The following is a 23860-nucleotide window of genomic DNA, read 5'->3' as shown; positions in this document are numbered from 1 at the left end:
ATGATGTGCCTGTCCTTCTCTCGACTACGGAGTGCCGAGAGAAGGGCAAGATGTGTTGTCAGGCTGACTTGAAGCGCGCCATGACCTCGGCACGGGCGGGATCGGTGAGCGTGACCGCCGCGCCGAACTCCAGTGGGGTCAGTTGTCCATCCGGGGGATAGACAATGGTGTTGGAGGTAATTTCCTTCGGAAGAAGCGAAAGCACGCGGCTGTCAGTTGTCGGAGCGCCATTGGCGATATGCTCCTTGACGGCGTTGGCTGGATCCATGAGGTAGTTCAACAGAGCGTAACCCGCCGGTTTGTTCGCGGCGCTTTTGGGGATGGCATAGAAGTCCGACCAGATCTCGCCGCCATCTTTGCCAAGAACAAACTTGATTTCCGGTACATCGCGGTTGAGCTGCGCCCCATCATTGGTCCAGCACATGGTCATCCATGCATCTCCTGCGCGCATGGCCGGCTGATAATCGCTGTTGATGGCATAGAGGTGCGGTTTGACCTTCACCAGAAGTGCTTCTGCCTTGGCGAGTTCGTCAGGTTTGACGGAGTTGAAGGAGTAACCGAGCGAAACCAGAGCACTGCCGATTGTCGTGAGCTGATAGTCATGCACGATGGTGCGCGTGTCGGCCTCATTTTGTGCAACCTCGAAGAAATCCTTCCAGCTCGCTACGGGTGTTTTGATTTTCTTTGAGTTGAGGGCAATTCCGGTCGTGCCCCAGTTCTTTGGCACCGCATAGGTCGTGCCGCTGATGGTCCCCTCGGCGGTGAAGCGCGCAGTTTCTGTGGCAGGGCTGTAATTGGTCAGCTTCGACATATCGAGAGGATCGATCAGGCCAAGCTTTACATAGGTGGAGATGGTGTAGTTGGTTGGCACAAACAGGTCCCAGCCGGTGCCTCCGGCCTGCAATTTCGCCAGCATTTCCTCATTCGAACCAAAAACATTGACTTCGACCGCAACGCCGGTTTTCGCCGTGAAAGCTTCAAAGGTTGCAGGATCATGATAGTTCGGCCAGGTGGCGATCGACATCTGCTTGCCAAGGTCCTCGGCGAAGGCCGGAGACGAGAGCAAGCCGGTCTGGCCTGCCAGCACTGCGGAGGCCAGACCAAGTCCGGTAACGCCCAGGAAGTGCCGGCGGGAGACGGACCCGCGTTTGAGTCGCATCAACTCATCCATGAACTGTGCAGCTGTTATTGGGGCATTCTCTCTATAGTGTTTAGGCATGAAGATGTTCCCTTTTTTGATATTGTTCAGGCCGGAAAGATATGCGCAGCGTCGGGGTTGAAGCTCAGCACAACCCTTTCATTGGGCTCCACCAGGCTGCTCTCCGAGAGAACATGCCGATCGGCAGTGATCAGGAAATTGCCAAGCCCGTTGACGGAAACCGAGTATTCAACCGATGATCCAAGGAAGATGCGATGGGTTACAACGCCCGAAAGCCTGCCCGAGATCGATTGGTTTTGTCGATGCAAGGTGATGGCCTCAGGGCGCAGCGCCAGGGTCACGGCGCCAGGGGGCAGTGCGCTCCTTTCCCCTATCGATAGGGCACTCCCATCTGCAAGGCGCAGCGTGGCACCATCTGCTTCGACTGTTGCAGCCATTCGATTGGTCTTGCCGACAAAGTCGGCAACAAAGAGATCCCGCGGTTTGTCATAGACTTCCTGCGGGGCTGCAAGCTGTACGATGCGTCCCGCATTCATCACACAGACAAGGTCGCTCATGGAGAGGGCCTCTTCCTGGTCATGGGTTACCAGAACGAAGGTGATGCCCAGTTCGCGCTGCAATGTTTGCAGTTCGATCTGCATGGCCGTGCGCAATTTCTTGTCGAGCGCCGCAAGGGGTTCGTCCAGAAGCAGCACGGACGGCTTATTGACCAATGCGCGCGCCAAGGCCACGCGCTGTTGCTGCCCACCGGACATTTCATGGATACGGCGCTTGCCGAACCCGCCAAGCCGCACCATTTCCAGCGCCTCGGCAACACGGCGGGATATCTCGGGCGCACTGATCTTCGGGCGGGCCTGCCTTAGCCCGTAGGAGACATTCTGTTCGACATTGAAATGCGGAAAGAGTGCGTATTGCTGAAACACCATGTTCACGGGCCGCTGGTGGGCCTGGACACCGTTCATGGGTTTGCCGTTGATCAGGACGTCGCCCGTCGTGGGCTGTTCGAAACCGCCAATCATACGCAGGCACGTCGTCTTGCCGCAACCGGAAGGGCCGAGCAAAGCAACGAATGCGCCCTTTGGGACCTGGAGATTAATATCGGAGACAGCGGTCACGGCGCCATAGGATTTGCTGACCGACCGAAACTCGATGTCGTTCACTGAATGAGATGTCACATTAGTCCCCTGCGGCTTTAAGTTACATTGGTCAGTCTGCGCTGCCTTTGCCACCGTCATGACCAGCAAGGTAGCCAATCCGTGACTGTGCGGTATATACCCCAAAAGAGGTATTTCATCAGGCGAATACCAATGTAAGGTGTATATGCAATTGCAGTTATGAAAAGATGAGGAGCCGGCACGATGAGCGTCGATATTGAAACGCTATTCGATGTGTTTCGCCGGTTGATAGGCAGATCGACAATGCCATCGCATGAGTTTGGCGATCTTTTTCGCCAGATGATGCGTTCGCTGGTCAAGTTCGATCACGTGGTGATGTTTGCTTATCGCGGGAATGAACGCCCCATTGATCTCTACAGCACTTTTGATCCGGCGGAGCAGGTCATTTTCGTCAATCTGTATCAAATGGGGCCCTATCTCCTCGATCCCTTCTATCACAACGCCCGCGAGGCGAGGTCCGGAGTCTGGCGCATGCGCGAGCTTGCGCCAGACCGCTTTTTTTCCAGCGAGTACTATCGCACCTATTATGTTCAGACAGGACTTGCCGAGGAAATTGGCTTCTTCGTTCCCATCGCGCAGGACCTTACAATTGTGCTCTCGCTGATGCGGCGCGAAGAAACAGGTCCCTTTGCAACGCAAGATCTTTCGCTATTGCGCAAGGCTGAGCCACTGATCGCAAGACTGGTGAAACACTATTATCAGGATATCGGCCTTCTCTTTGACGCCGCCGTTGCAAAGCAAAGGAAAGGGCGTCGCAAGGACAAGTTAAATGCCGCCGACACAGTGTGGCGCGATCTCAACCTGACGGATCGCGAGGCGGCGATCATCGAACTTGTGCTGCAAGGGCACTCGTCAGAATCTATCGGATTGCGGCTTTCGATCACCATGGGCACTGTAAAGGTTCACCGGCGTAATGTTTACCGCAAGCTCGGCATATCGTCCCAGACCCAACTTCTTTCCATCTACTTAAAGAAGTTGGGCGAGCATTAGATTTGGGGGCGTCGGGGCATTTGCCGATGCTCGGTGTTTCGCGAGGCGCGGACGGGTTTTATGCCAGAATGTTTATCCGCAAGTGTGTTGCCTGCCCGGAATCCCTGTCGGCCATCTTGTGATGGTGATACGGTTCGCCGGGATATCATTCCGACACTCATGACCGGAGGCCACCGTTGAACAGCGAACAGGGCATTCTTCGCATATCCATAGCTGTTACAATCTGTGTCGCGGGCTTTGGCGTGATATTCGGCTTGCTGGCAGGGTCTTTCTCCATCGTATTTGACGGTGTCTACATGCTGGCCGATGCCGCGATGAGCGGGCTGGCTCTGGGGGTTGCGCGGCTGATCGCATTATCCGCTGTTCCGACCGGAAAACTCCGGGAACGGTTCACAATGGGTTTTTGGCATCTTGAACCCATGGTGCTTGGCCTCAACGGCATTATGCTATCGGGCGTTGCGATTTACGCATTGATCAATGCGATCGGCAGCCTGATGAGCGGCGGCCGCGATCTCGAGTTCAGCTTCGCGATTTTCTATGCTGCCGTTGCTCTCATTGCCTGCACGGTCATGGCAGTCGTTGAAATGAAAATGAATAAACGTCTGCATTCCGACTTTGTTGCTTTGGACGCCAAGGCCTGGATTATGTCCGGGGGCATTACCGCTGCACTATTGGTGGCATTTTCCGTTGGCTATGCAATAGAGGGAACGCGGCTCGACTGGATCACCCCCTATATTGATCCTGCAGTCCTTGCCCTTGTCTGCGTCGTTATCATTCCACTTCCCATCGGCACGATCAGGCAGGCACTGGCCGATATCTTTCTGATCACGCCCCCGGCGCTGAAATTGCATGTCGACACCGTCGCGCAACATTTTGTTGAGCGATATGGCTTCGTTTCCTACCGCGCTTATGTGGCAAAGGTCGGACGCGGAAAGCAGATTGAGCTGTACTTCATTGTCCCTATGGGGTGGCCGTCAAGGCGCCTTGAGGAATGGGATGCTATCCGGGATGAGATCGGCGAAGCCATAGGCGACGAAAGTACAGACCGGTGGCTGACAATTGCATTCACCACTGATCTGGAATGGGCGGTCTGACCGCAGGCTGGGACATCATGCCCAATCCGGTGTCAAGACGTGTGTTCCCTATTGACTATAACGAGTATGTTATATAACAAAAATGTTATGAGTATTTCAACTGACGCGACAAATCTCGATGCTGCATTTTTAGCGCTGGCCGACCCCACACGCCGGGCAATTCTTGCGCGCCTGGCGCATGGCGAGGAGACGGTGATGCAGTTGGCGGAACCCTTCGCGATGACCCAGCCAGCAATTTCTCGGCACTTGAAGGTGCTTGAAAATGCCGGGCTGATTGTCCGGCGTATCCAGGGCGCGAAGCGGCCCTGCCGGTTATCGAGCGCCGGGATCGAAACCGTCGATCGATGGCTTGCAATGCTGAGGGATGCGCTGGCTCAGAACTACGACAGGCTCGATGGAGTCCTGGCGGACATGGTTGAGAATGGAGAGGAATTGAAATGAGTAAACTAACGATCAAGACCGAGGGCGATCTGCATGTTGTGGTGACGAGGCATTTCAATGCGCCGCCTCAAGCCGTTTACCGTGCACACATAGAGCCAACGCTGATTCAAAGATGGATGCTTGGGCCGGACGGATGGACGATGCCCGTCTGTACCAACGAGGCGCGCCCTGGCGGGAAGATCCGATTTGAATGGAGAGGCCCTGACGGCAGTGGCTTTTATCTGACAGGCGAATATCTTGAATTGGAGCCCTACAGCCGCATTGTTCATATCGAGCGGATGCATCTTCCAGACACGACGCCGGACAACCATGTGGAAACGCGGTTCGATCCGGACGGATCCGGTACGCTGATGACCATGCGTATGACGTTGCCTGACGCTGAAACGCGATCGATGATGCTGGCAAGCGGCATGGAGCACGGCATGGAAGCGAGTTATGTCCGGCTGGAGGGATTGATCTAGGCTGTTTCTACAGGGCGGTGGCAGAAGCGCCGCTCACCCTCCCGCAAATCCAGGGCACGCGGTGCCATCCGCTCTGCGGTGGTTGGTGCCGGATCAAGATGGCGTCGCCTTCAAGCGGCGCCTATCTGATTTACAGGGCAAAGCTTGAGGTCTAGGATCAAAGCAGCAGAGAAAATGTTACCTAGTATCGGAGTGTGATCCATGACCGAGGTTTCATCTGTCAAAGAATCTCCCTCAGACCAACCCGTTCTCGATACCACGCCTTACGGCGCAGGGCCTGATGATTCCATTGCAAGTGCGGCGGAGAATGCAGCCATTACCCGCCATGTGGCAGTGATTGGCGGCAAGACAATTCCCTATACAGCGCGTGCCGGCCATCTGGTTACCGTTAATCCATCCAGTGCGCAGCCGGCAGCGGCGTTCTTCTACGTCAGTTTTGCCGCTGATGGCGTCGATCCGTCGACGCGCCCGGTCACTTTTTTCTACAATGGCGGGCCGGGGTCCTCGTCGGTGTTCCTGCTGCTCGGGTCGTTTGCGCCGCGCCGTATCAAGACCAATATGCCCGATTTTACGCCGCCCGCTCCCTACACCATCGAAGACAATCCGGACAGTCTGCTGGATCGCAGCGATCTGGTGTTCATCAATCCGGTTGGCACCGGCTACTCAAGCGCAATTGCGCCGAACCGGAACCGGGATTTTTGGGGCGTCGATCAGGATGCGCGCTCGATTGCCCAATTCATCAAGCGTTATTTGACCGCCTTTGATCGATGGAATTCACCCAAATTCCTCTTTGGTGAATCCTATGGCACGCCCCGCACCTGTGTATTGGCATGGATGCTGCATGAAGACGGTGTCGATATCAACGGCCTGACGCTGCAGTCGTCGATCCTCGATTATACGCAAACCGGCAATCCGATTGGACTGTTGCCGACATTGGCGGCAGACGCCTGGTATCATAATAAAGCCAATGTGGGGGTGCGGCCGCCGCTGCCTGCCTTCATGGATACGGTGAAGACTTTCGCGCAGGGTCCTTATGCAAAGGCTTTGACGGATTTTCCCAAGTTTGACGCGGCGACATTGCAGACTCTGAGTGATTATCTCGGCATTTCGCCCGTCGTCCTCACGTCCTGGAGCTTGAATGTCGAGGCGAACAATGGTGCCAATCTCCTCTTCCTGACGACCCTCCTGCAGGATCGGGGGCTGGCGCTTGGGGCCTATGATGGAAGGGTGACCGCCATCGATACGGGAATTGCCGGTCAGATTGACCCTAATTCCGGTGGCAATGATCCGACGATGACCGCCGTGAGCGGCGTCTATACCGCCATGTGGAATACCTATCTGAACGATGAGTTGAAATTCACGGCTCTGTCACCCTTCGCCGATCTCAACGATCAGGCATTTCAAAATTGGGATTTCGGCCACATCGATCCAACGGGCGCGCAGAGAGGTGGCAAGGATGCCAATGGCAACCCGGTTCTCTATACGGCCGGCGATCTGGCGGCGGTGATGGCGCTCAATCCCAGCCTCAAGGTGTTTTCAGCCAATGGCTATTATGATTCCGTTACGCCATTCTTCCAGACCGCGCTGACGTTGGCGGATATGCCGCTCACCAATCCGTCGGTGCGCGCTAATCTGACTATTCGCAACTATCCGTCGGGGCACATGATTTATCTTGATGGCGAGTCCCGGACCGCGTTGAAAGCTGATCTCAGTGTTTTCTACGACAGCACAAGGGCCCGGTTCATTGCGCAGGCGCTGCGCAGCGAACAGTCAGCCATTTGCAGGCCTTATTTCAAACTTCGAAATCCTGTCGAGGCGCAGAAGACCGGCCGTGGCCAGGCGGTACCGGCAAGCTGGGGCGTTCCTGATCTTTGCAAGGCCTATGACTGGCCGCAAAACCTTCTCGGTGGCGGTGTGATTGCCATTGTTGAGCTCGGTGGCGGCTGGGTTGCGAGCGACATGGACGCGTATTTTGCAGCGCTGGGGCAGCCTGTGCCTCAGATCGTTGATGTGCCGGTTGCCGGTGCCGGGAACAATCCCAATAGGAACAATGGCCGGTCTGGTGATGCCGATGTCGAGGTTGCACTCGACATTCAAATCGCGGCCGCATCCTATTATGCGGCAACGGGCCGGCCCGCTTCGATCCGGGTTTACTGGGCGTCGCCTCAGCCCAGTGGAATCGCAGCGGCGGTGCGGGCGGCGGCAGCGGATGGCTGCGATGTCTGCTCGCTTTCCTGGGGTGCCGATGAGGCACTTTGGGTCAAGGCCGGACAGGGCACCGGCCAGGACATGGTTGCCCAGATGCAAAGCGCAGCTCAGGCGGCGACAACAGCGGGCATGGTGGTTTTCGCCGCGGCTGGCGACAATAATTCAAGTGATGGTGGCAGCAGTCCCGCCAATGTCGACATGCCTGCGTCCTGCCCGAATGTGATTGGCTGCGGTGGAACCTCCAAATCGGCTGCAGGTGAAGTGGTCTGGAATGAAGATCCGGGCAATCCGGACGGCAATGGGACGGGCGGCGGCTTCTCGACATTGTTTGCGCCGCAACCGTGGGAGGCCGGTGCGCCGCACGGGCCGGGCCGGATGGTGCCTGATGTTGCGGCGCATGCCGATCCGCGCGCCGGTTATGAGATTTGCGTGCACGGGCAGACGATGGTCGTCGGCGGCACCAGCGCGGTGGCACCTCTCTATGCAGGCCTGTTTGCCGCTTTTGGCCGCAAACTTGGTTTTATCACACCCAAACTCTGGCTGAACCATATGTGCTTCAACGATATCACTGTGGGTGACAATGGCTATTACCGGGCACGCATTGGTCCCGACCCATGTACGGGCATCGGTTCGCCTATCGGCTCGAAACTCGCCGCCTTGTTTGATGCCCCGGCTGCCGGGATGCTCCATCTGGAACCGTCGGCACTGCCGAGGATCGTTCCTGACGGTTGGAGCGGCTCCGTTTATCTCACCTTTGTCGAGGGGAAGCTCACCGGCAAGCCGCGCATGGAACCGTCACCGGACAAACGTGTTCCGCAGGCTCGAACTGTCCGCAAACGGGCGCCCGCGAAATAGGTATTGCCGGCACTGCCATCTGCGGTGAATTCGCTATGTACCGGAATCCTTGGCTTGGCCCCATTCGGGTTCGACGGCCGGAATATCGTCGAAGGATGAATAGTTGAGATTGTAGAGCTGCGCATAGAGTTTGCCATTCTCCATAAGGGCATCATGGTCTCCCATCTCGATCATCTGTCCATTTTGCAGGACGATGATGCGATCAGCTTCGCGAATGGTGGCGAGGCGGTGGGCGATCACAAGCCCGGTGCGATTCTCCAGCAGTTTGACGAGGGCTTTCTGAATGAGCATCTCGGTGTAGCTGTCGATATTTGCCGTGGCCTCGTCAAGAACGAGGATCTTGGCATCGGCCACCAGTGCGCGGGCAAAGCTGATCAACTGGCGCTGGCCAAGCGAAAGATTTCCACCACGCTCGCCCAGTTCAGTCTGGTATCCCTCGGCAAGATTCATGATGAACTCGTGCGCGCCAACGGCCTTGGCTGCCTCGATGACATCGTCGAGTAATGCGCTGTCCTTGTGGTAGCGGATGTTTTCGAAAACTGTTCCGGTGAACAGAAACGGCTCCTGCAGCACCATTGCGATCTGCTGACCGAGGGAATCTTGGGTCAGATTCCGTACGTCATGGCCACCCACGAGGACCTGTCCCTGCTGGACATCATAGAAGCGGTGAATGAGCGCCATCGCGCTCGACTTGCCGGAACCGGTGGGGCCAACGAGCGCCACGGTCTCGCCCGGGTTGACCTTGAAGCTCACATTTTTCAGAACCGGATGTTTCGGATTATAGCCGAAAACGACGTTGCGGAACTCGACCGATCCATCGGTGTCCGGCGTCAGAACATGCGCATCCGGAGCATCGGTGATGCTGATCGGCACATCCAGAACTTCGGTCAGCCGCTGACCTGACGCCATGGCCCGCTGCATCACCGAATATTGCAGGGTCAGTGAACGGATCGGATCGAAGAAGCGCTGGATGTAAAACAGGAACGCGACCATGACACCCACGTCAAGCGCCTGATTGAGCACGCGCGCGCCACCAACGACGATGACGAGTGCCATGGCAACGCCGGTGAGTGAATCCACGATAGGCACCATGACCTGAGCGTACTTTGCTGCTCTGAGATGCGTCATCAGATTGGCATGGGCTTTGTCATTGTAGAGCATGAAATTGACCCTCTGGCGTCCCATGCTTTTAACGGCGCGCACGCCGTGGATGGTTTCAGCCAGAGCACCGTTGGTGACTGAATTGGTTTCATGTGCCGCCATGAAGGCGATCCGGGCGCGGGGCAGCCAGAAAATGCGCACGACGAACAAAATGGGAAGCACGGCAAGGGTCAAAAGCCCAAGGCGAAAATCCAGATACAGCATGACGAAGACAATGCCGAAGAGCAGGGTGATATCGCCAACCGACAGGACAGAGGTTTCGAGAAACTCCTGCATCGAGTTCACGTCGCCCTGCAGCCGCGACATCAGCCGTCCAACCTCCGTCTTGTCCATGAAGGAAAGGGAAACGCGCTGGAGATGTGAGAACATCGCCCGGCGAATGTCAAACAGGACGTCTTCCGCGACACGTCCGACTACGGTTTCCTGGATATAGCTGGCAACGAAATTGACAAGTATCGCCAGAGCAAATGCAACGATCGCATAGGCAAGTGCGGCGTGATTGCCGCCTGGCGCAATACCATGGTCGATTGCGTAGCGAATGATGAGCGGGATCATCAATTGCGTGGCTGTAAAGGTCAGCACTGCACCAACGGCAATGAGCATCTGCATCTTGTAAGGTGCCACGAATGCCCAGATCCGCCTGACTATGTTGCCATCGAAAACCTTGCCGAACATTTCCTCTTCGATCCGGTGCGATCCCACAACGGCGCGGGGCGGTCGGCGTCCATCGTCGCGAACGTCGTTGCGCTCCGTCTCATTCTCGTCGCTCACGATCCCATCTCCGTTTTTTCCATCGCGGCGAGACCGTCACCGGGGCGAACCTGCAAATCGTAAAGTGCCTTGTAGCGGCCGCCTGCCGCGAGCAGGCTTTCATGGGTCCCGCGTTCGACGATCTGGCCATCCTCGATGAACAGAATCTGATCGGCATGCATCAATGAACTCAGGCGGTGCGCCACAACGATTGTCACCCGGTCCTTGGCGTAGCGGCGCATGGCGATGCGGATGCGCTGTTCCGTACCGGCATCGATCGCGGCCGTTGAATCGTCGAACACCATGACCGCCGGCTTGAGCATGAGGGTGCGCGCGATCGAAAGGCGCTGCCGCTGTCCGCCTGACAATGAAACGCCGCGTTCACCGACGATTGTGCCATAGCCCATGGGCAGGCCGAGGACGTAATTGTGCAACTGCGCGGACTCGCTCGCCCGTTCGATTCTCGGCTCTTCCGCCCATGGATCGCCATAGGCGATGTTGTTTTCGATTGTCGTCGTGAACAGAAATGCATCCTGCTGAATGACCGCGACCGCGCGGCGCAGCGATTCCAGCGTCACGCTCCTAATATCCTGCCCGTCGATGGTGATCCTGCCGCTGGTCGCATCATAAAAGCGTGGAATGAGGTGCGCCAACGTGCTCTTTCCGCTGCCTGGCTTGCCGACAATGCCAACGGTTTCACCGCGCCGAGCTTCGAAACTCAGATGCTGCAACACCGGCCGGTTGCTGAGCTGCGGATAGGAGAAGCCAACATCTTCAAAACGCAACAGCCCATCCGATATGGCAAGCTCCCTGGCATTTACGGGGTCCTTGATCGCGACATCAAGGTCGAGAAGGGCAAAGATGCGTGTTCCGCATGTTGAGGCACGGGCATAGGAGTTGACCATCAGGCCAAGCTGGCGCACGGGCATTTGCAGGATCGTCATGAATGTCAGGAACGATGTCAGTGTTCCCACGGTGATTTCACCTACAACGACCTTGTTGCCACCAACCCACAGCACGAGGCCCATGGCCGCAAAGAAGGAAAGCGTCATGGCGCTGGTGTTTCTGACGCGGATACCGACACGTTCGTGGGCAAGATCGAGTGCTGTTTGCGAAGCCTTGTCAAACTTTGCCAGCTCATGATCCTTTGCCGCAAATGCGCGCACCACGCGAATGCCGCCGAGATTTTCCTCCATGACCCTTGTGAGCACCGACAAACGCTCTTGCAGATCGAGCCATGTCGCCCGCAAGCGCAACTGTGTAACCGACGAGCGCCATGCGACGAAGGGTACAAAGCTCAACGCAACAAGCCCCAAAGTGAAATCCGTCGACAAGAGCATATAGGCGCCGATGCCGATCAGAATGGACAGGAGAACTGTGCGTATCAGCGCCGTGGAGAAATACATGCGCACCCCCTCGAGATCGAGCATGCCGACCGTGATGAGATCGCCTGAGTGAACGCTGTCATGAAAACTGAAACTGAGCCGCTGGATTTTCTCATAGCAGGCCAGGCGCAACTCGTAACCCATATGGTGGCCCACGGCCTCTCCATAGTAATTCTGGATCATGGTGAAGACGCCGCGCAGAATGCTGACTGCCAAAAGCACGAAAGCGGTCACGAGCAGGGCATCCTGCGCAATCGTGCCAGCGGTTCCTCCAGCCATGGCCGTTTGGGTCTCGTCGATGGCACGCCCCAGGAGCTTGGGGATCATCAGCTGGAGACTGGCCGCAATCACGGTGGCTCCGATGGCAAATGTCGTCTGCCAGGGATGGCGAAGCGTCATATGGGTAATTCGGACAAGGGTGGAGAAGCCTTGACCCCACCCCGCTGCATTTGCGTGCGCCAACGAATCCGAATGACTCGCCGCCCGCTTGAATGCGTTGCTGCTCACAGTGTTTTCCAAACCATTTGATTATATGAATACAGGCCGCAGAAACGGGGCTGTTCAATACAGTGCGGCTATGATTCTTTGCTGATTCCCAGGCAGGGTTCAAGGGCCATGTTGTTGGCCCGAACCTCATCCCCCGTTAAGCGCACTTAAGCGTGGATCGGATCGTGCTCCGAATGTTGAAGAAATTGCCGCGCTGAAGCGGAACATGAACGGCGCGGGGGGCGCCCGCCTGTCAATTGATCCGCTTTCCTCTGTCGATGTCGAACAGATGGATGTGGGAACCATCACCCTTGATAAAGATCCGCTCGCCGACGCGAATGTCCGCGGTTCTCGGAAATTCGACGGTGATCAATTTCTCCGTTCCGGCATCGAGGTAACCGAAGGTCTGACTCCCAAGCCGTTCGACCACCACCAGTTCGCCGCTGAACCATGCTTCCGCGGCGTCGCAGATCGCAAGATCTTCCGGACGGATGCCGAAGGTAACCATTTTTGCGGTTTCATCTGAACTGTTCAAGATTTCGACCGAGGCCTTGCCTGCCGGCAACTGCACGATCAGGCGGTTACCACCGGATTCGATGACCTGGGCAGGGAAGGTATTCATCGTCGGGCTGCCGATGAAGCGTGCAACGAACAGGCTTGCCGGTTTGCGATAAAGGTCAAGCGGCTGGCCGATCTGCTCGATATGACCGGCGTTCATCACCACGATCCGATCCGCCAATGTCATCGCTTCGACCTGATCGTGCGTGACATAGACGGTCGTCGCCTGCATCCGGCGATGCAGCTTGGCGATCTCCAGCCGCATCTCGACGCGCAGCGCCGCGTCAAGGTTCGATAGCGGCTCGTCAAACAGGAAGGCCTTTGGCCGGCGGACGATGGCGCGCCCCATGGCGACACGCTGACGCTGTCCGCCCGAAAGTTGTGCTGGACGCCGTTCGAGATAGTCCTGAAGTTTGAGGATGTCTGCGGCGCCTGCGACGCGCTTGTCAATTTCGGTGGCGGGTTCACTGCGCATCTTCAGTCCAAATGCCATGTTCTCTTCAACGCTCATATGCGGATAGAGCGCGTAATCCTGAAAGACCATGGCTATGTCACGATCCGATGGCGGCAGGGTGTTGACCGTCGTGTCACCAATCTTCAATTCGCCTGAACTGATTTCCTCCAATCCGGCAATCATCCGCAGCAGGGTGGATTTTCCGCAACCGGATGGACCAACCAGAACCAGAAATTCGCCGCTCGCAATGTCAATGTCGACACCGTGGATCACGGGAACCGTGCCATAGAGCTTTTTGATCTGCTTCAGACTGATCGCTGTCATGTGTTGTTCCTCCTCCGCCAATACGTTATTGACTTCCATTATCGATATCAATATCAATAATGATAATTTGTGCAGTCCGCAACTTGACAGGAGAGCCAGCAGTGTCCGACCCCATCGCTTCGCGGCCAATCCGTCCGTCGCGCAATCCGGCCGTCTCCAAGGCATCCGCCGTGTTCGACTCGCTTAAGCGCGATATCATGCTTGGTGAATTGCGTGCCGGAGAGCCACTAACGGAACTCGACCTTGCCGCCCGCTTCCAGTGCAGCCAGGGCAAGGTTCGGGAAGCGCTGTTGCAATTGCAGGAAGAGGGGCTCGTGCGGCGTCAGGGGCACCGCGGTACGCTGGTGTCAGCCTGCACCGTCGATGAAGCGGTCGAGATGTTCCGGGTGAGGCAGCAGATCGAGTGCAACGGCATCATCCGGGTTCTGCGCCACAAGAGCCGCACGCTGATCGCCGACCTGAACGAAATCGCAAACGATATGGTTGACGCGGCGAAGGTCGATGACGAGCTGCAACTGGCGGCATTTGATCGGGATTTTCATCGAAGAATCTTTCGTGATGCCGATCTTCCAGCGCTCGATCCGATCCTTCATCGCTGCCTCGTTCACAATCACCGGTTCAAGATATCGAGAAGTATCGGTTCGCGCGATCTTATGGCCACAGCGTTGCGCCATCGCGTCATAATAGAGGCCATCGAGCAGGGCGATGTTTCTGCTGCAACGCAGACGTTGCGTCACCATATCGTGACAATCGTCGACTTCGGGCCGACCGTACTCCCGGACGCGGATCAATGAGCGTCGCGCCCGGTTTCAGCGATGAGCTTTCGGCGGATATGCGTGAAGCTCTGCTTCGCGCGGAACGCGCGTTGGGACCGCAATCCGATCCTACATTGCTGACGCCCACCGAGGGCAGGGCGCAATCCGAACGCGCGAATGAGCGGAACAACGTCGATCTGCCGCCGCTTGCCGGGGCAACGGAAGTCGTCATTGCCGCTGACGCAGAGCTTGGTTCCTCGGCCTGCCGCCTGCGTGTTCTGGTGCCGCACGGGGCGGGTGCTGGAGCTGTCATGTTCGTTCATGGTGGCGGCTTTACCTTTTGCAGCCCCGAGACGCATGAACGATGTGCCCGCGTTCTTGCCAATGAGACCAGGATGCCCGTGCTGGTTCCCGATTACCGTCTTGCTCCGGAACATCCGTTTCCAGCGGGTTTGCACGATGTTATCGCCTGCCTGCGTGCTGCATTCACTGCAACATCTCCGGCAGGCGTATCGGCGGGGCCGCTGATCATCTCAGGGGATTCAGCCGGTGCAAATCTCGCGCTCGCAGCGATCATGCACGAACAGAAGGCGGGACGGTCTCTGCCATCGGGCGCGCTGCTGTTTTACGGCACGTTTGATGCCGATTTCAATACGGAGTCCTATCGGCATTTTGCCGATGGTCCGGGGCTGACGCTTGGTAAAATGCAGCGTTACTGGGACTGGTACTGTGTGGATCATCAGGCGCGGCGCAATCCTTTGGCTGCTCCGCTTCAGGCTGATGATGACGCGCTGCGCGCCTTGCCGCCGCTCTACCTCATGGCTGCCGGGGTCGATCCGTTGCTGTCCGATACGCTTCGTCTAGCCGACCGGCTGAAGGCGGTCGGCCGCGATGATCCCCTGTCGGTGATGCCGGGGGTCACGCATGGATTTCTGCAAAACACCAACGAACTGGCGGCAGCGCGGGAGGCGCTTAAGTCGGCTGGTGAAGCTGCCCGGGGAATGATCAGCGGCAATCGATAAATGCATAATAAACGTGGAGGAAACAATGAGCATTCTCAAGAAGCTGGGTATCAGCTGCGCATTCCTGACCGGCTTGGCGATCAGCACGGCCAACGCGGCGGAAACGGTGCGATTCTGGTACCATTTCGACAATCCGGAAAATCCGATGTCGGATCTCGTGGCGAAGTTCCAGGCCAAAAACCCGGATATCAAGATCGAAGCTGAGAACGTTCCATGGAACAGTTATTACGATAATCTCTACACTTCGCTGGTTGGCGGCAACGCGCCGGACGCCGGAATGGTCAAGCTTTTCGCGCAGCCAAGACTGGCGGAAATGGGTGCACTTGAGCCGCTCGGCGACCGTATCAATGCATGGCCGGGCAAAGCCGACCTGCTGGACAATCTGCTGGAGTTGAACAAGGGGCCGGACGGACAGCAATATTATCTGCCGATCCAGTATGTCGTGCTTTATCTCTATTATCGTGCCGATCTGTTCAAGGACGCGAATCTCAATCCGCCCGCCACCTGCGAGGAGTTTCGCACGGCAGCGCAAAAGCTGACCAAGGCACCTGACACCTATGGCTTTGGCCTGCGTGGCGGCAAGGGCGGCTGGGATCAGTGGGGAGCATTTGTCTTTTCGCAAGGGGCGGAACTCAAGCCGGGCGGTTTGACCACGCCAGCGGCTATTGCCGCCAACCAGTGGTTGATAGATCTGTTCCAAAAGGACAAGGTCATCCCGCCATCGGCCCCCAATGACGGCTTCCAGGAAATTGTCGCGGCGTTCAAGGCAGGCAAGACGGCCATGACCATACACCATATCGGCTCGTCGAATGACCTGGTCAAAGCGCTCGGTGACAAGGTCTCCGCAGTTCCCGTCCCCAAATGCGGCGGCAAGCAGTGGACCTCCTATGGCGACGAATCCCTGGCGATCTTTTCGTCGTCACAGGTAAAGGACGCTGCGTGGAAGTGGATTTCCTTCCTGGCGGAAGCTGAAAACAACGTGGCCTTCAACAAGGCAACCGGGCAGATGACCGTGACCAAGAGCGGAGCGGAACATTGGACCCTGCACGAACGCCGGTTTGTTGACGCCACGGTCCAGTCCTTGCCCTTTGCACACGTCTTGCCGCAAAGCACCGCCACGGCAGAGTTCGTCAACACCGCATGGCAGACGTCAATGCAGCAGGCGCTGACCGGCCAGATCACGTCGCAGCAGATGATGGAGCAACTCGAGAATCTGTTCGCGCAATAGCGCGTGCAGGTTCCCGTCATTGGCACCGCCAGAAAGTCAGCCCATGTCCACGCTCGCACCATCCGCACCGGACGATTTCACGCAGGCGCGCCCGCTCCGCAGCAGGCTGATGCCCTATGCTTTGCTGGCGCCTGCTGTGCTGGTGACATTGTTCATCGTGTTTTTTCCGATGTTCCAGGCGGTTGTCACCAGCTTCTATGACGTCATCCTGTGGAAGCCGAACGCCAATCGCTTCGTTGGCTTTGGCAACTATGTCAAACTTCTGCGTGATCCGGTGTTCTGGACGTCGCTTGGCCACACGGCAATCTGGATCGGTCTGACGGTTCCGTTGCAAATGGGGCTTGGTCTTGTCACGGCACTTCTGCTCAACCGGGAATTTCCCTGGCGTGGCCTGGCGCGGGCTCTGGTCATCATTCCCTGGGCATTGCCAAGTGTGGTCATCGCTTTGATGTGGCGCTGGATTTATGACCCGACCACAGGAGTGCTCAACGATATCCTGCTCTATCTCTCCATCATTCATTCGACGGTGCCCTGGCTCGCCGATCCCCACCTCGCGCTCTATGCCGTAATCGCGACGCTGACCTGGCAGGGTTTTCCGTTTTTCGCAGTGATGATCCTGGCTGGCCTGCAAGGCATTCCGCAAAGTCAGTATGAAGCCGCCTCTATCGACGGTGCCAGCCCTTGGCGGCAGTTCGTCCATATAACGCTGCCAGGAATTGCGCCCGTGCTGGCAACCGCAGGATTGCTGCGCATCATCTGGGTTGCCAATTCCATGGACGTGATTTTTGTAATGACCGGCGGCGGCCCGGGCTATGCAACGCACACACTGCCGCTCTACGCCTTCATCAAGGCGCGTCAAAATCTCGACTTCGGTTACGGGACAGCGATCGCCGTGACCTTCACACTTCTGCTCGGGGCGATCGTTGCAGTCTACATCGTCCGCACGCTGCGCGAGGTGGAAAGATGAACAAGCCCTCGACACTCCGGCGCATTCTCACAACCGACATTCCTGTTGTCCTGATCATCCTTCTCGCCATAGGGCCATTTGTCTGGATGATCCTCACCTCGCTCACGCCGACCGCGCAGCTGTCCGCGTCCGGTGTATCCTTGTCACCATCAGGATGGAGCATCGACAATTATGCCCGGCTTCTCCGGCAAACCTCGTTCCTTCACAACATGCTGGACAGCCTGATCATCGCCGGCGGCACCGTTGTCCTCGGACTCGTCGTTTCGGTTACCGCAGCCTATGCACTGTCGCGCTTCCGGTTTGCCGGTCGCAAGCTGATCATGCTGCAGTTCCTGCTCGTCAACATGTTCCCGATCGTGCTCCTGATCCTGCCGCTCTTCGTCCTCATGCGGAAGATCGGTATTCTCGATACCCATATCGGGCTGATCCTTGCCAATTCGACGGTTGCCATTCCCTTTGCCGTCTGGATGCTGACCAGCTATGTCGGCGCCATTCCGCGCAGCCTCGACGAGGCGGCCATGATCGATGGCTGTTCGCGGCTGCAGGCCCTGCGGCGCATCGTTCTGCCCCTGGCGATGCCCGGCATCATTTCCACCGGTATCTACATCTTCATCACCGCCTGGAACGAGTACCTCTATGCCTTGACGCTGGGAGGCCGCAATGTCCGACCGGTTACCGTAGCGATCCAGACCCTGATCGGTGAGTACCAGATCGAGTGGGGTTTGCTTGCCGCGGGCGGCGTTGTCGGTGCGCTGCCTGCCACCCTCCTTTTCCTTCTCGTCCAACGCCGTCTCATCGGTGGCCTTACCCAAGGTGCGGTGAAGGGATGACCCATGCTTATCAAAGAGGACCTATGATGAATCCCATCGGATTGATCTCCATGCAATATGCAAGGCCGTTTACAGCCGCACATTTTCCCCTGTTCAAGAAGATGCGCGACCTCGGCTTCGACTTCGTCGAACTGCTCGTACCTGAACCAGGCGAAATCGATCTTGCCGAGGCCAGGCGGGCGCTGGACGATGCAGGACTCGATGTCGTGCTCGCGGCACGCGTCAATCTTCAGCGCAACCTCTCGTCAGACGATCAGAAGGCGCATCGCGCCGGGATCGACTATCTGCGCTACACCGCAGACTGCGCGGCAGCGCTCGGTGCACGCGTGGTCGGCGGGCCGTTGACAGGCAATCCGCTGGTCTTTGCCGGACGCGCTCCGCTGCCCGTGCCGGAAGATGAGCGGCTGGCGCGCAAGGAGCGCTGTGTCAAAGGTCTGGTGGAAGCAGGCAACCATGCTGCAAGCGCAGGTGTCCTGCTTGCGATTGAACCGCTCAACCGGTTTGAAAGCGATGTGCTGTGCACGACACAGCAGGCCATCGAACTTCTTGAAGCGGTCGATCATCCAGCCATCAAGCTGATGCTCGATACCTTCCATATGCACATGGAAGAAGCCTCGATTGCCGAAGCCATCCGGCTGGGCGGAGCACACCTCGTGCATTTCCAGGCGAACGAAAACCATCGCGGGTTTCCGGGGACCGGATCGACAGACTGGGTTTCCGTCGGTCGGGCGCTGCACGAGATCGGTTACAACGGGCCGGTATCGTTGGAACCGTTCCGGCGCAATGACGACCGTTTCGGCGTTCCTTTCGCGCAGTGGCGCCCGCCCCATGAGGATGAAAGCGAGCGACTGGCGGCGAGTGCAGCCTTTATCAAATCCCACCTCACACTGACGGAATATCGGCGATGACATTGAAAATCGGCTGGATCGGTTGCGGTATTCACGCAACCCAGATGCTTCTTCCGCAACTTGTTCGCCACGATGTCGAGATCGTGGCACTGTGCGATATTGACGGCAAACGCCTGGCGGATGCAGGGCGGCAATTCGGCGTGTCCCGCCTGACCAGCGATGCCGAGGAGTTGATCCGGATGTCCGGCATCGATGCCGTCGGCATGGCTGTGGGCCCTGAGCAGCACCTGCACTTCGGCAAAATGGCTCTCGATCGAGGATTGCCTGTGTTCATGGAAAAGCCGCCCTCAGGCACGGCGCAGGGCGCGCGTGAATTGCGTGCAGCGTCCGAAAGCTCCGGAAAGCCGCTGCTGGTCGGCTTCATGAAGCGCTATTCTGTCGGCAACAAGATTGCCCACAACATCATCCAATCCGGACGTTTCGGGCCTGTACTCGGCCTTACCGGCTATTACATGACAGCCCCGGGCTATTTCACCGGGAATGTCGACTACACCGGCTTCTTCTTGCACCACTGCGTGCACTACATGGATCTGGTATCGTTCTTCGTGTCGCCGATACGGACGATTTCCGCGCGGAAGGTGGAAAAGACGCCGGGCAGGGTACTCTTTCACGTGGGTTTCGAGTTTGAATGCGGAGCCATCGGCAATATTGCGATGGGGACGATCCAGTCGCGTGGCACACCGGTCGAACGCATCGAACTGATGGGTGATCATCAGCGGCTGGAGGTGGATGACGTGATCGAGGTGCGCTGGAACCGCAATCCTCCGTTCAAGGTCGACGATCCCCATGCGACGCTCGCTGACGATCTGGATACGCTGACATGGAAGCCAAATTTCACCGCAGCAGCGAACGAGGATCCGAAAGGCTATCACTCACTCCTCGCCGACGTCGTATCGGCGCTTGGCGGCGCTTCGACACCCGCTCCGACGATTCATGACGGAGTGATTGCGATGGAATGGCTCGAAGCGTTGCGGCGTGAACTTTCCTTGTAGGATTGGCGGATTCCCGGTGATGCCGCAGTGTCTGTGGCATTACCGGCGTCAACCGAGTCGATCAACTCGCGGACAATCCAGTCACTCCCGTTCAACGGATGCGGCCATTAGACCGATGCCTTTGTCATTCCGTCGCGCAACAACTGGACCTTGCGGTTGAGATCGATCATCTCCGGTATGGTGAAGCCGGAGCGGCGCAACAGCGTCTCCGTGAGACAACCTGTCCTGGCGTGAAGGTCGGTGCCTTTGGGGCTGAGATGCACCTCAACCTGACGCTCATCGGTAACACTGCGGCGGCGTGCGAGAAAGCCTGCGCTTTCCAGCCGCTTGACGGCGGGCGTAATGGTGCTTGGCTCCAGCGCCAGCCGATCGCCAATGGCGCTGATGGTCAGGCCGTCGTGTTCCCATAGGGTGCTCAGGACGAGATACTGCGTATAGGTAACCCCAAGCTCATCGAGCATCGGCTTGTAGACCCGGTGGATGGCGATCGACGCCGAATAGATTGAAAAGCAGAGCTGGCTGTCAAGCGGCAGGGTGGGTGCGTTGTCCATTGTCGTCTCCTTGATTTGAAGGTGTTTATAACCTTTATCACAATAATGATATCGCGATAAAGAAAATGCTTTACAAGGTTTGGATCATCGGTTATCTATTAATTATCGCGATAATGATTATTGCGAAACAAACAAAAGGAGATACGCACATGAGCAAGATCCTGACCGCAGCCGCCACCCTCGCCATGGCCGCAACCGCTTTGAACCCCGTTCACGCCGCACCCGCCGGTGCCAAGAACATCGTCCTTGTCCACGGTGGCTTCGTCGATGGCTCCGGTTGGCAGGGCGTTTACAACATCCTGAAAAAGGATGGTTACACCGTCAGCATCGTGCAGAATCCGACCACCTCGCTGGCCGATGACGTGGCCGTGACCAAGCGGGTCATCGCGCAGCAGGACGGTCCCGTGATCCTGGTCGGCCATTCCTATGGCGGCGTCGTTGTCAGCGAAGCCGGCACGGATGAAAAGGTGAAGGCCGTCGTTTATATCGCAGCGTTTGCACCCGACAAAGGCGAGTCCGTCTCGTCCCTGATCGCCAATCCGCCTGCTGGCGCTCCCGTGCCTCCGATCCTGCCGCCTGTTGATGGCTACCTGTTCCTTGACAAGGCCAAGTTCGCCGCCGCCTTCGCTGCCGATGTTGATGCGGGAACGGCTGCATTCATGGCTGACTCGCAGGTTCCCTGGGGTGTCGAAGCCCTGGCCGGTGCCGTGACCGAACCGGCGTGGAAGAGCAAGCCGAGCTTCTACCTGGTTGCCTCGGACGATCACATGATCCCGCCGCCCGCCCAGCGCATGATGGCCAAGCGCGCGAATGCCACCGTCGTCGAAACGGCCGGCAGCCATGCCGTCTATGTTTCCAAGCCTGAAGCCGTCGCAGCTCTCATCGAACAGGCAGCCGCCGCCAAGTAAGCATCCACTTTCGCCGGATAACCGGGGCGTCCTAGGCGCTCCGGTTATCCGCGTCTTTCATCTGTCGTGGCCAGACCGGGTAAAGATCGGACTCTGGCAAAACGAGGTTGGAGGGCGTATATTGGACAAGGGTTCAGGTTCGATCCGGTAGCCCCGCCAATGCAAGGCATATCGGTATATCGTTGCCGCCCATAACTGAATTGGGAGAACTGGTCATGGCGCAATTTCATGTGATTGCTGGTGCAAACGAGGTCCCTGTCTACCCCCACGTTCGCCGAATTGGCGTATCCGATATCGTTGCGGCTCTCCGCGAGGGGTTGGATGATTTTTGGGACAAACCATCCCATTATGTTTTTCTCTGCCTGATCTATCCGATTGTCGGTGTGGTCCTCATGCGGTGGTCCTCGGGCGCCAACACGTTGCCGCTTGTCTTTCCGCTGATGTCCGGCTTTGCGCTGATCGGTCCCCTTGCCGCTTTGGGTCTCTACGAGATCAGCCGTAGGCGCGAACTCAATCTCGATACGTCCTGGCGTCACGCATTTGAGGTCCGGCGTTCGCCTGCCATTCCGTCCATCATTGCCGTCGGCGTCATGCTGTTTGCAATTTTCATCGCCTGGCTGCTGACGGCTCAATCTCTCTACACCAGCCTTTTCGGTTCCGAAGCACCGGTCTCCATGCGCGCATTCCTCGATCAGGTTTTCAACACGCCGGAAGGCCAGAGAATGATCCTTCTTGGCAATGCGATCGGCTTTGTCTTTGCCGTGGTTGTGCTGTGCACAAGCGTCGTGACGTTCCCGCTCCTGCTTGACCGGGATGTCGGCGCATTCGCCGCTGTTGTGACCTCGATAAAGGCAGTCGCTGCCAATCCGGTGACGATGGCATTGTGGGGATTGATCGTTGCGGCATTGCTGGTGGTTGGCTTTTTGACGCTCTTTGTTGGTCTGGCGATCATTATACCGGTGCTCGGCCATGCCACCTGGCACCTCTACCGCAAGGTGGTGGAACCCCAGCCCATCCTTGCAGAGGCGAAGAAACGTCCGGTCCGCCGGTAAGTTTTCTCGTAGCATCGTGAAGCGCGATGCACCCACGCAAACCGTGTTCTATTGCGCAATGCCAAAGAACGTCATGCGTGTGAACAAGGTGTAATGCGCTTCCGATGTCATCAGGGCGACAAAAACAAGCACCAGTATCGGTGGAAGTATCACGGCATAGACGAGGGCCAGTCTTTCCCATGCCATATGCATGAAGATGGCGACGATCAATCCGGCTTTCAAAATCATGAAAAGCAGGATCAGCCCCCAGCGCAGATAGTGCTGGAACCCGAGATAGTCGACCATGTAGGAGCAGACACTCAGAAAAAACAGCAATCCCCAGACGACGAGATAAAGCTTGATGGGATGCTGTTGATGGTCAGTGTGCGTCAGCACCTGTGTTTGCGAATGTGTCACCGGTTGTTCCATGATCCTCACCACAAATAGAAAAATGCGAAGATAAAAACCCAGACGAGATCCACGAAGTGCCAGTACAGGCCCATGATTTCGACGATCTCGTAGTTGCCTTTGCGGCTGGTGAAAAAGCCGCGTCTTTCCGTATCAAAATCGCCCCGCCAGACCTTGCGCGCGATGACGATAAGGAAAATGACGCCGATGCTGACGTGTGTGCCGTGAAAGCCGGTGATCATGAAAAACGTTGACCCGAACTGCGCCGCGCCCCACGGATTTCCCCATGGGCGGACGCCCTCGGTGATCAGTTTGGTCCATTCGAAAGCCTGCATGCCGACAAAGATTGCACCGAACAATGCTGTGATCAGCATAAGGATGGCAGCTTTACGGCGATCACGCCGATAACCATAATTGACGGCCATGGCCATTGTCCCTGAACTGCTGATGAGGACAAAGGTCATAATGGCGATCAGGATCAGCGGGATTTCCTTGCCGCCGATATTGAGCGCGAAGACCGTGCTGGGGTTTGGCCAGGCAATAGCCGTGGACACCCGTGCCGTCATGTAGGCGACCAGAAAACACCCGAAGATGAACGTGTCGCTGAGCAGAAAGATCCACATCATGGCCTTGCCCCAGGAAACGTTTTTAAACGCGCGCTGATCGGAGGCCCAGTCAGATGCGAAGCCGCGCAGGCCGGTAGGCCGGGGAAGGGCGATCTCGGGTTTTGCTTGTGCGGAGGATTGAGACATGGGTCAA

At 57.3% G+C, this 23860-nt stretch carries 22 protein-coding genes; 14 read left to right on the top strand and 8 right to left on the bottom strand.

The features are described from left to right. Window positions 1-58 precede the first annotated feature (58 nt). Together J1W56_RS16730 and J1W56_RS16725 are read right to left on the bottom strand one after the other, a co-directional pair. Window positions 59-1219, bottom strand: coding sequence for a polyamine ABC transporter substrate-binding protein (locus tag J1W56_RS16730; protein WP_223614414.1), 1161 nt, complete (start codon window positions 1217-1219; stop codon window positions 59-61). A gap of 26 nt (window positions 1220-1245) precedes the next feature. After that, complete coding sequence (locus J1W56_RS16725) at window positions 1246-2334, bottom strand: ABC transporter ATP-binding protein (RefSeq protein WP_223614413.1); 1089 nt, start codon at window positions 2332-2334, stop codon at window positions 1246-1248. Between the two features lie 183 nt (window positions 2335-2517). On the opposite strand from J1W56_RS16725, the gene J1W56_RS16720 reads away from it, so the two are divergent. From J1W56_RS16720 to J1W56_RS16700, 5 genes are all read left to right on the top strand, one after another. Further along, window positions 2518-3324 (top strand): helix-turn-helix transcriptional regulator, encoded by an 807-nt coding sequence (locus tag J1W56_RS16720; RefSeq protein ID WP_223614412.1) that lies wholly within the window; start codon window positions 2518-2520, stop codon window positions 3322-3324. Between the two features lie 176 nt (window positions 3325-3500). Further along, window positions 3501-4418, top strand: a complete 918-nt coding sequence (locus J1W56_RS16715) for a cation diffusion facilitator family transporter (RefSeq protein ID WP_223614410.1) — start codon at window positions 3501-3503, stop codon at window positions 4416-4418. 87 nt (window positions 4419-4505) lie between these two features. Next, window positions 4506-4859: an ArsR/SmtB family transcription factor gene (locus tag J1W56_RS16710; protein ID WP_223614409.1), complete on the top strand. Its 354-nt coding sequence runs from the start codon at window positions 4506-4508 to the stop codon at window positions 4857-4859. Further along, window positions 4856-5320: an SRPBCC domain-containing protein gene (locus J1W56_RS16705; RefSeq protein WP_223614408.1), complete on the top strand. Its 465-nt coding sequence runs from the start codon at window positions 4856-4858 to the stop codon at window positions 5318-5320. The genes J1W56_RS16710 and J1W56_RS16705 overlap by 4 nt, the downstream gene beginning before the upstream one ends. A gap of 201 nt (window positions 5321-5521) precedes the next feature. Continuing rightward, a complete protein-coding gene (locus J1W56_RS16700; protein WP_223614407.1) occupies window positions 5522-8383 on the top strand; it encodes a S10 family serine carboxypeptidase-like protein in 2862 nt (953 codons plus the stop codon). A gap of 33 nt (window positions 8384-8416) precedes the next feature. Here the strand turns inward: J1W56_RS16700 and J1W56_RS16695 are convergent, their stop codons facing one another. From J1W56_RS16695 to J1W56_RS16685, 3 genes are all read right to left on the bottom strand, one after another. After that, the gene (locus J1W56_RS16695; protein WP_223614406.1) at window positions 8417-10315 is read right to left on the bottom strand and encodes an ABC transporter ATP-binding protein; all 1899 of its coding nucleotides are present in this window, start codon (window positions 10313-10315) and stop codon (window positions 8417-8419) included. Continuing rightward, on the bottom strand, window positions 10312-12186 hold the full coding sequence (locus J1W56_RS16690; RefSeq protein WP_223614405.1) for an ABC transporter ATP-binding protein: 1875 nt from the start codon (window positions 12184-12186) through the stop codon (window positions 10312-10314). Before J1W56_RS16690 ends, J1W56_RS16695 begins: the two co-directional genes overlap by 4 nt. 232 nt (window positions 12187-12418) lie before the next feature. Continuing rightward, a complete protein-coding gene (locus tag J1W56_RS16685; RefSeq protein WP_223614404.1) occupies window positions 12419-13501 on the bottom strand; it encodes an ABC transporter ATP-binding protein in 1083 nt (360 codons plus the stop codon). Between the two features lie 101 nt (window positions 13502-13602). Here J1W56_RS16685 and J1W56_RS16680 point away from each other — a divergent pair, with 101 nt between their 5' ends. From J1W56_RS16680 to J1W56_RS16650, 7 genes are read left to right on the top strand one after another with little or no spacing between them, the layout of a single operon-like run. Continuing rightward, on the top strand, window positions 13603-14295 hold the full coding sequence (locus J1W56_RS16680; RefSeq protein ID WP_223614403.1) for a GntR family transcriptional regulator: 693 nt from the start codon (window positions 13603-13605) through the stop codon (window positions 14293-14295). Further along, on the top strand, window positions 14292-15278 hold the full coding sequence (locus tag J1W56_RS16675) for an alpha/beta hydrolase (RefSeq protein WP_223614402.1): 987 nt from the start codon (window positions 14292-14294) through the stop codon (window positions 15276-15278). The genes J1W56_RS16680 and J1W56_RS16675 overlap by 4 nt, the downstream gene beginning before the upstream one ends. A 25-nt stretch (window positions 15279-15303) precedes the next feature. Continuing rightward, window positions 15304-16506, top strand: coding sequence for an ABC transporter substrate-binding protein (locus J1W56_RS16670; RefSeq protein WP_223614401.1), 1203 nt, complete (start codon window positions 15304-15306; stop codon window positions 16504-16506). A 43-nt stretch (window positions 16507-16549) separates the two neighbouring features. Further along, a complete protein-coding gene (locus tag J1W56_RS16665; RefSeq protein ID WP_223614399.1) occupies window positions 16550-17473 on the top strand; it encodes a carbohydrate ABC transporter permease in 924 nt (307 codons plus the stop codon). After that, the gene (locus tag J1W56_RS16660; RefSeq protein ID WP_223614397.1) at window positions 17470-18303 is read left to right on the top strand and encodes a carbohydrate ABC transporter permease; all 834 of its coding nucleotides are present in this window, start codon (window positions 17470-17472) and stop codon (window positions 18301-18303) included. Before J1W56_RS16665 ends, J1W56_RS16660 begins: the two co-directional genes overlap by 4 nt. Window positions 18304-18329: 26 nt before the next feature. Next, complete coding sequence (locus tag J1W56_RS16655; RefSeq protein WP_319025566.1) at window positions 18330-19211, top strand: sugar phosphate isomerase/epimerase family protein; 882 nt, start codon at window positions 18330-18332, stop codon at window positions 19209-19211. Then, on the top strand, window positions 19208-20203 hold the full coding sequence (locus J1W56_RS16650; protein WP_223614395.1) for a Gfo/Idh/MocA family protein: 996 nt from the start codon (window positions 19208-19210) through the stop codon (window positions 20201-20203). The genes J1W56_RS16655 and J1W56_RS16650 overlap by 4 nt, the downstream gene beginning before the upstream one ends. 107 nt (window positions 20204-20310) lie before the next feature. On the opposite strand, the gene J1W56_RS16645 is transcribed toward J1W56_RS16650, so the two are convergent. Continuing rightward, the gene (locus J1W56_RS16645; RefSeq protein WP_223614393.1) at window positions 20311-20754 is read right to left on the bottom strand and encodes a MarR family winged helix-turn-helix transcriptional regulator; all 444 of its coding nucleotides are present in this window, start codon (window positions 20752-20754) and stop codon (window positions 20311-20313) included. A 149-nt stretch (window positions 20755-20903) separates the two neighbouring features. Between J1W56_RS16645 and J1W56_RS16640 the strand changes: the two genes are divergently transcribed. Both J1W56_RS16640 and J1W56_RS16635 read left to right on the top strand, forming a co-directional pair. Then, complete coding sequence (locus tag J1W56_RS16640) at window positions 20904-21662, top strand: alpha/beta fold hydrolase (protein ID WP_374042632.1); 759 nt, start codon at window positions 20904-20906, stop codon at window positions 21660-21662. 215 nt (window positions 21663-21877) lie between these two features. Then, window positions 21878-22714: a DUF2189 domain-containing protein gene (locus J1W56_RS16635; protein WP_223614392.1), complete on the top strand. Its 837-nt coding sequence runs from the start codon at window positions 21878-21880 to the stop codon at window positions 22712-22714. Window positions 22715-22762: 48 nt separating this feature from the next. Here J1W56_RS16635 and J1W56_RS16630 read toward each other — a convergent pair whose 3' ends face one another. Together J1W56_RS16630 and J1W56_RS16625 are read right to left on the bottom strand one after the other, a co-directional pair. Beyond that, the gene (locus J1W56_RS16630) at window positions 22763-23122 is read right to left on the bottom strand and encodes a cytochrome C oxidase subunit IV family protein (protein WP_223614391.1); all 360 of its coding nucleotides are present in this window, start codon (window positions 23120-23122) and stop codon (window positions 22763-22765) included. 5 nt (window positions 23123-23127) lie between these two features. Then, the gene (locus tag J1W56_RS16625) at window positions 23128-23853 is read right to left on the bottom strand and encodes a heme-copper oxidase subunit III family protein (RefSeq protein ID WP_223614390.1); all 726 of its coding nucleotides are present in this window, start codon (window positions 23851-23853) and stop codon (window positions 23128-23130) included. Window positions 23854-23860: the final 7 nt, after the last annotated feature.

Origin of the sequence: Phyllobacterium calauticae (assembly GCF_019991125.1) — a bacterium.
Classification (GTDB): domain Bacteria; phylum Pseudomonadota; class Alphaproteobacteria; order Rhizobiales; family Rhizobiaceae; genus Phyllobacterium; species Phyllobacterium calauticae.
Note: the sequence above shows the minus strand (reverse complement) of the source record. Positions and strands in the feature narration are given on the sequence as shown.

Excerpts from the sequence above, each read along its gene's own strand:
- J1W56_RS16730 (WP_223614414.1), bottom strand. The coding sequence starts at position 1,219 with ATGCCTAAACACTATAGAGAGAATGCCCCAATAACAGCTGCACAGTTC.
- J1W56_RS16720 (WP_223614412.1), top strand. The coding sequence starts at position 2,518 with ATGAGCGTCGATATTGAAACGCTATTCGATGTGTTTCGCCGGTTGATA.
- J1W56_RS16710 (WP_223614409.1), top strand. The coding sequence starts at position 4,506 with ATGAGTATTTCAACTGACGCGACAAATCTCGATGCTGCATTTTTAGCG.
- J1W56_RS16705 (WP_223614408.1), top strand. The coding sequence starts at position 4,856 with ATGAGTAAACTAACGATCAAGACCGAGGGCGATCTGCATGTTGTGGTG.
- J1W56_RS16700 (WP_223614407.1), top strand. The coding sequence starts at position 5,522 with ATGACCGAGGTTTCATCTGTCAAAGAATCTCCCTCAGACCAACCCGTT.
- J1W56_RS16685 (WP_223614404.1), bottom strand. The coding sequence starts at position 13,501 with ATGACAGCGATCAGTCTGAAGCAGATCAAAAAGCTCTATGGCACGGTT.
- J1W56_RS16675 (WP_223614402.1), top strand. The coding sequence starts at position 14,292 with ATGAGCGTCGCGCCCGGTTTCAGCGATGAGCTTTCGGCGGATATGCGT.
- J1W56_RS16670 (WP_223614401.1), top strand. The coding sequence starts at position 15,304 with ATGAGCATTCTCAAGAAGCTGGGTATCAGCTGCGCATTCCTGACCGGC.
- J1W56_RS16665 (WP_223614399.1), top strand. The coding sequence starts at position 16,550 with ATGTCCACGCTCGCACCATCCGCACCGGACGATTTCACGCAGGCGCGC.
- J1W56_RS16660 (WP_223614397.1), top strand. The coding sequence starts at position 17,470 with ATGAACAAGCCCTCGACACTCCGGCGCATTCTCACAACCGACATTCCT.
- J1W56_RS16655 (WP_319025566.1), top strand. The coding sequence starts at position 18,330 with ATGAATCCCATCGGATTGATCTCCATGCAATATGCAAGGCCGTTTACA.
- J1W56_RS16650 (WP_223614395.1), top strand. The coding sequence starts at position 19,208 with ATGACATTGAAAATCGGCTGGATCGGTTGCGGTATTCACGCAACCCAG.
- J1W56_RS16645 (WP_223614393.1), bottom strand. The coding sequence starts at position 20,754 with ATGGACAACGCACCCACCCTGCCGCTTGACAGCCAGCTCTGCTTTTCA.
- J1W56_RS16640 (WP_374042632.1), top strand. The coding sequence starts at position 20,904 with ATGAGCAAGATCCTGACCGCAGCCGCCACCCTCGCCATGGCCGCAACC.
- J1W56_RS16635 (WP_223614392.1), top strand. The coding sequence starts at position 21,878 with ATGGCGCAATTTCATGTGATTGCTGGTGCAAACGAGGTCCCTGTCTAC.
- J1W56_RS16630 (WP_223614391.1), bottom strand. The coding sequence starts at position 23,122 with ATGGAACAACCGGTGACACATTCGCAAACACAGGTGCTGACGCACACT.
- J1W56_RS16625 (WP_223614390.1), bottom strand. The coding sequence starts at position 23,853 with ATGTCTCAATCCTCCGCACAAGCAAAACCCGAGATCGCCCTTCCCCGG.